Annotated in this window: 9 protein-coding genes; 4 read left to right on the top strand and 5 right to left on the bottom strand. The window is 60.1% G+C overall.

The features are described 5' to 3' along the window. Both ABIB51_RS22875 and ABIB51_RS22870 read left to right on the top strand, forming a co-directional pair. A partial coding sequence (locus ABIB51_RS22875; RefSeq protein WP_354191669.1) for a hypothetical protein occupies positions 1-221 on the top strand: 221 nt, incomplete at its 5' end. 9 nt (positions 222-230) lie between these two features. Beyond that, entirely contained in the window at positions 231-689 is a 459-nt protein-coding gene (locus ABIB51_RS22870) for a DUF4262 domain-containing protein (RefSeq protein ID WP_354191668.1), read from the top strand. A gap of 59 nt (positions 690-748) precedes the next feature. Here ABIB51_RS22870 and ABIB51_RS22865 read toward each other — a convergent pair whose 3' ends face one another. The 4 genes from ABIB51_RS22865 to ABIB51_RS22850 form a co-directional block, all read right to left on the bottom strand. After that, positions 749-1,342, bottom strand: coding sequence for a class I SAM-dependent methyltransferase (locus ABIB51_RS22865; protein WP_354191667.1), 594 nt, complete (start codon positions 1,340-1,342; stop codon positions 749-751). 154 nt (positions 1,343-1,496) lie between these two features. Then, complete coding sequence (locus ABIB51_RS22860; protein WP_354191666.1) at positions 1,497-1,763, bottom strand: hypothetical protein; 267 nt, start codon at positions 1,761-1,763, stop codon at positions 1,497-1,499. A 73-nt stretch (positions 1,764-1,836) separates the two neighbouring features. After that, a complete protein-coding gene (locus ABIB51_RS22855; RefSeq protein WP_354191665.1) occupies positions 1,837-1,959 on the bottom strand; it encodes a hypothetical protein in 123 nt (40 codons plus the stop codon). Positions 1,960-2,053: 94 nt separating this feature from the next. Beyond that, positions 2,054-3,124, bottom strand: a complete 1,071-nt coding sequence (locus tag ABIB51_RS22850; RefSeq protein WP_354191663.1) for a LacI family DNA-binding transcriptional regulator — start codon at positions 3,122-3,124, stop codon at positions 2,054-2,056. Between ABIB51_RS22850 and ABIB51_RS22845 the strand changes: the two genes are divergently transcribed. Beyond that, positions 3,093-4,460: an MFS transporter gene (locus tag ABIB51_RS22845; protein WP_354191661.1), complete on the top strand. Its 1,368-nt coding sequence runs from the start codon at positions 3,093-3,095 to the stop codon at positions 4,458-4,460. The two genes, ABIB51_RS22850 and ABIB51_RS22845, sit on opposite strands and share 32 nt — an antisense overlap. Then, positions 4,426-5,022 carry a DUF1349 domain-containing protein gene (locus ABIB51_RS22840; RefSeq protein ID WP_354191660.1) on the top strand — a complete coding sequence of 199 codons (597 nt, stop codon included), beginning with the start codon at positions 4,426-4,428 and terminating at the stop codon, positions 5,020-5,022. Before ABIB51_RS22845 ends, ABIB51_RS22840 begins: the two co-directional genes overlap by 35 nt. A gap of 94 nt (positions 5,023-5,116) precedes the next feature. Here ABIB51_RS22840 and ABIB51_RS22835 read toward each other — a convergent pair. After that, positions 5,117-5,815 (bottom strand): GrpB family protein (locus tag ABIB51_RS22835; protein WP_354191659.1); only part of this gene is annotated, 699 nt, incomplete at its 5' end.

The following is a 5,815-nucleotide window of genomic DNA, read 5'->3' as shown; positions in this document are numbered from 1 at the left end:
CGCACGGCACGCTCACGCTGATCCTCGGGGTATCGCTTGGGCATAATCGCTATCCTTCACAAAAAAGGAAGCGGCATCAAACCCGGTACGGTTCAAAATTTGATCGCTACGTGGCGGGGCTTTGTGATCGCTCGGTGCGCATAAGTGCCCGAAGGCCGATCCCCATCCGGGCGTGCGGGCGATGGACGCTGCTGGCGACAGAGCTTTCACAGCGTTGCTAGATTGAGTCCGTGAAACATAAGGACAGCAGTGACCCCGTCTTCAATCAACTGCTGTCGTTGATTGAAGAGCACGGGTGGGCGGTACGTCATGTCGGCGCGGGTGATGAGGCTGCCTTTTCCTACACCGTTGGCCTGACTGCCCTTGAGCATCCGGAGATTGTTATGGAGGGCCTGCCGTTCGAGGTGGCTCAAGCCTTCCTGAACCTCATGGGTGAAGAGGTGAAAGCAGGTAAGCGCTTCATCCCGGGAAGCATCACCACCGACCTCACCGAACCTCCTGCTCCCATCGCTTTCATCTCGGTAGAAAACATCACGGGACTGACAGCGGTGGCAGACGTGTACGGCGAAGTAAAGGCCCTACAAGCAATTTGGAGTGACTCCACGGGACGATTGCCCTGGGAGTCGTCCTACCGCAACCCTGCGGATGCGCAACCTCTTTTGGGTCCAGTACCCGAGTCCTTCAAGTAGATTTCTAGTCTTTCGCTTGATCGCAACACTGCCCGGTAGAGGATCCTTCACCGGACACCTCAGCGGAGGGCGAGAATTGCCCCATGAGATCGCTGCCCGGTCGTTGTCCTTGCGTGCCTCTCAAGGACGTCGAAGCCCGCGGCTACTAGCTCCTCGCAGAGGTCACTCACGGGCCACTGGTATGCCGGTACGACGGCATGATCGAACTTCTCGACGGTGTGACCATCGAAGAACCCGATCAGCAGGGCGCCCCCAGGGCTGAGGACTCGCTGGAATTCCAAGAGAGGAGTGCGGATCGTGTCTGGCTCATGGTGGATCAGTGAGTACCAAGCGAGCACTCCACCAATTGTCCCGGTACTGACATCAAGAGCGTCGAGGCTGCCTGTCCGGAACGGAATGCCGGGATAGGCAACGCGGGCGTGCTCGATGAACTCGGGAACCAGATCCACTCCGAGTGCAGGAATCCCAGTTTCGTTGAGAAAGTTCGTCCAATGCCCCGGACCGCAGCCGGCGTCGAGTACCGCACCCTCGACACCATCCGCCCAAGTCGCCACCAGTTGACGATCTGAAGGGTGCATGGCCGCCATTGAAGCGAAGCGTTCAACGTATTCCCCCGCCCTGCTCGAATACGCATCGCTGACCACGTTGACCATGCGTTCGAGTCTAGGCAAGCTACGGGTAAATGCCCCGGTAGCCGATCGGCTAACGAACAGACAGTGGCGCCGCACCAGACACGCGGGCAGCAAAGTCGTGAGTTTGGTAAGCGTGCGCGGAGCTTTTCATCAGGACTCTTCCTTCGGAGATCCATCATTTGACGATCACAGCAGGGTCGCACTGGAACACGGCAGGATCTTGTTTCAGAAGGTCCAGCGCGCAGCGGCTCTTCCGGCCGTCAAACACGACTACGGCATACCCGGGCTCTCTCGGTCGCCTCGGAGCATGATTGATGAGCAGAACCTTTCCGCCCTTGGACTCCACCCGGGCTGTGACCTGTGCTTCGACTCTGGGTCGGTGCACCAGGTAGTTATGGGTCACCCCCACCCCCAGCGCCAGCAGAACGATGACCGCGAACACGATTGGCACTCTGCGCTCCAGCATCTTCCTGCGCTGCGACCGACGCTTCCGCGGGCGCTTCTCACCAGCCCCGCTATTTGGGCTGATCATGCGACATGTGATGGATGTTGAGGTTGCCGGTTCCTGGTTCCTGGGAGCCACGCAGCCGGCGCAGCTTCTTGCCACGGTACTCATCGCGGGCCAGCTTATAGATCATTCCTCTGCACTCTCTTCTTTCTGCCTGGGGACGTGGCTGCCGTGCATGACTTAGCCCGCAAGCCGATCCTCTACCGGACACTGTTGGATGCGGGTCACCCCAGGACAAGCTCCGGTGTATATCGTGTTGTTTTTCCGGTGATGAGTTGCCATGAGTGTGGTGCAGGTGAAGAAGCGCCGGTGATGGCGGCTAGGGCGCATGCGGCGCCTTGTTGGCGAAGGTTCTGTTGAACGGTGGTCACCTGTTTCACTGACGCGGCATCGGAGGCATCCCAGCCCGTCACGGCAAGGCTCCCTGGAACGTGAATGCCGGCTTTCGATGCGGCCTCTAAAGTTCCCAGGGCTAATTCATCACTCATCGCGAGAATGGTGTCTGGAGGATTCGGGCGAGCCAGCAATCGGCCGGCGGCTCGTACTCCTTCACCAAAACTGTTGATGGAGCAAGAAGCCACTTCAACATTCTCCCATTGGAACCCTGCCGCGGTGAGTGCGTCCTGGTATCCCAGGAGCCGGTTACGCGTGACGGGGAACGTCGCTGTCGCCGGGTCAGGACCCATGCTGATCATCTCGACTCTTTCCTTGGTGAAGGGAAAGGTGATGATGGCAGGGCGTTGGCTCTGTTGTAGGCCTAATGCTGCGACCGCTTGTGCAGCGGCGCGATCGTCGATGCCCACCAGACCGAATGCCTTTTTCTTTGGTCCGGCATGGATGATGGCTGGCCTCCCAGTCAGGGCAAGGGCCTCAAGTACCGGGTCATCGTCCGTCGTGGTCCACACAACGAAGGCATCTACCGCTGCTGCGCGGATGCGCTGATCATCGTCAGCAGATCCGTTGGTCGGGAGAATGGTCATGGCCAAACCATGTTCCGCACAGACATCTGCGATCCCGGCAAGAAAGCATGTCGCCTGGGGGTCATCGAAGGCGTAAGGCAGGGTCTCTCCCAGAACGACCCCGAGAGCGCCGCTGGTTCCCGTGCGCAGCGACCGGGCGCTGGGGTCGGGCCCTGGATATCCGAGCACCTCGGCGGCGGTAAGGACTTTCTCCCGGGACGCCGCCGAGACGCGGGAGGGCGTGCTGTAGGTGTAGGAAGCGGTCATCACCGAGACTCCAGCCTCGCGGGCTACCTCACTGAGGGTGATTTTGGATTCCGGTGCTGCAGGTGACATAGGACCAGCCTACTTGTGTATCGTTACACATATGATTCGTTCCTCATCGCAGTCCGCTCATAGGTTGGCGTGGGCGTCCTATGCGTCCTTTGCAGCGTTCGGTGTTTTCTGGGGCACCTGGGGTGCGAGTATTCCAAGAATCAGGTCCCAAGCCGGCATTTCGGACGGGCAGCTCGGCACGGCACTGTTGTTCATCGGAGCCGGGGCGCTGCCGGCGATGCTTCTGACCGGCAGGATCATTGACCGCTTCGGAGTGCGGATCACCGCGGCCGTCACACTCATTCTGCTGGGGGCCTCCGGACTGATCGTGGCCCTTGCCGCAACGGGATTCGCCAGCCTGTGCTTCGGGTTGCTCCTGGTTGGTGCGGCCAGTGGTGCGGCCGACGTGGCGATCAATTCGGCGGCAGGATCCGCGGAACAGCTTGCTGCCACACCAGTGATCACCCGCTCCCATGGCATGTTCTCCGCATTCGTGGTGGTCTCCAGCCTTGTTGCAGGCCGGTTGACTGCGCTGGGCGCCGGCACTACGTTCTCCTTCGTTCTGGTTATTGCCGCGTCAATGATCGCCAGCGGGTATCTGCTCCATGCTTCTTCTTCTTCTGCTGAAGTGCCCAGCGCTCGACAGCGCATTAGGGCGGAAACGGGCGACCTGCGTCATCGCCGCGCCGACCCCGCTTCAGGTATTCCTGTTCTGCCGATCTTGCTGGTGGGAATTCTTGGGGCGATGGCCTTTGCTAGCGAGAATGCCCATCAGAGCTGGGCGGCCGTGTTCTTCGAAGACGAACTAGGCACCGGGGCGGCCCTGAGCTCGGCCGCTCCCGCAATATTCGCTGCCGTCGTCGCCATCACACGCTTCAGCACCGGAGGACTACAACCGGCCCACGCAACAAGAACCCTGGTCCTCGGCGCCACCGCAGCCAGTGTCGGTGCGACGATACTCGCGGGCGCACCAAACGTTATCGTGGCCTTGATTGGCCTGGCAGTAGCCGCCGCCGGCACAGCAGTGCTGTACCCAACGTTGCTGGGTATCGTCTCCCGCTCCACCGAAGACGCCACCCGCGGACGGGCAACTTCCCTACTCACCACGATTTCCTACCTTGGATTCCTCTTGGGCCCCGTCTATGTAGGACTGTGGTCCGAAGCCGCCGGACTGCGCGCAGCGATGGCCGCCATAGCGGCCCTGTGTGCGCTCCTACTTGCCCTCACGCCGGTCCTCCTGCGGATCCGGCGGAAGCTCACCGATCCCTCCTCGCCACCGCACATTGCGAATACCGCGAATACCGCCCACCACCCGAAACAGGATGATGATGCTCGAGAACATGATCTGGCTGAATGAACCAGCCCAATGGGAGAACAACCCGAACGAACTCACCGTGGTCTCTGATCACGACACAGATTTCTGGCGGGAAACTTTCTACGGCTTCACGCACGACACAGGGCACTTCCTCCACCGTGAGGTGGTGGGTGACTTCACGGCTACGGTGAGGATATCCGGCGACTTCACGACGCTCTACGACCAAGCCGGACTCATGGTTCGAGCCAACAAGCGAACCTGGATGAAAACCGGTGTCGAGTACACAGATGAGGCACTCCACCTCAGCACCGTGATCACCCATGAAACGTCGGACTGGTCCGTAACGTCGCTGCCGAGTACCCCGGACGAGATAACGATGCAGGTAACCCGCCAAGGCAATGCCCTTCGGACCCAGTACCTTCATCCCCAAGGGATGATAGGACAGTGGCGCATGCTGCGCCTTGGGCACCTGCCACTCGAAGTCTCCTGCCAGGTCGGGATGATGATGTGCTCACCAGAACGCGGTGGACTCCGCGCCCGGTTCAGGGATTTCAGCATCACCCCATCCCAGCGCATCGACCTACACCCTCACCAGAAACGCTAATCGCCTCGAATCGGCGTCCGAGGGCGTCGTCGTTTACCCACCGAAGATCCTCGGCGATGTCTTTAACGTCGCGGTAAGGATCCTTCATCGGACGCTACGCGCGCCTGCCTCGGGCACGAGCCTTAATCGCTGAGATCACTTCACTCTTGGCCTCCGCGTACGCATTCATGTCGTCCCAGGCTTGAGTGAGCAGAACCCGTTTGTTGCGTTCGTAGAGGGCGCGGTCGTCTGCATCCGTGCGTAATTGGTCGCGGAGCAGAAGGTAGTCATCAACGGCAGGATCGCCTCTCTCGAGAATGTGCACATGCACGTCGCGTGCTGGCGTGCGCACCATGCGGTGCCCTGGCTCGCGAACCCTGAGCTCGTAACCGGCCGCCACTAGTACATCGAGGTAGTCCTCCTCCGCGGTGATGTCCTGAACTGTCACAACGATGTCGATGATTGGTTTCGCTGCCAGCCCAGGGACTGAAGTCGACCCAATGTGTTCGATTCCGACCTCTGTTGCCGAAAGCGCAGCGCCAATCCGGCGCTGGTGATCGAGGTACATGCTGGGCCAACGATCGTCGTAGTTCTTCAGGCCGAGCTGGCGGTTCTCGATACCTCCGATCAGCTCAACCTCTGCAGCGTCCGGCCGGCGTGGCTTGAGGTTATCCATCACGTTAATATCCTCCCATTCACAAACAGAAGACTCTTGTGCATGAACCGTCCCGGGTTTGATGCCGCTATCTTCTTTGAGAAAGATAGTGACTATGCCCAAGCAGTTCCCGCCCGAAGTCCGTGATCGTGCAGTGCG

The sequence above is a fragment of the Arthrobacter sp. UYCu712 genome (assembly GCF_040547005.1).
Taxonomy (GTDB): Bacteria; Actinomycetota; Actinomycetes; order Actinomycetales; family Micrococcaceae; genus Arthrobacter.
Note: the sequence above shows the minus strand (reverse complement) of the source record. Positions and strands in the feature narration are given on the sequence as shown.

What these genes read in the sequence shown, in the direction of transcription:
- ABIB51_RS22840 (WP_354191660.1), top strand. Translation starts at nt 4,426, where the DNA reads ATGATGATGCTCGAGAACATGATCTGGCTGAATGAACCAGCCCAATGG.
- ABIB51_RS22865 (WP_354191667.1), bottom strand. Translation starts at nt 1,342, where the DNA reads ATGGTCAACGTGGTCAGCGATGCGTATTCGAGCAGGGCGGGGGAATAC.
- ABIB51_RS22855 (WP_354191665.1), bottom strand. Translation starts at nt 1,959, where the DNA reads ATGATCTATAAGCTGGCCCGCGATGAGTACCGTGGCAAGAAGCTGCGC.
- ABIB51_RS22850 (WP_354191663.1), bottom strand. Translation starts at nt 3,124, where the DNA reads ATGTCACCTGCAGCACCGGAATCCAAAATCACCCTCAGTGAGGTAGCC.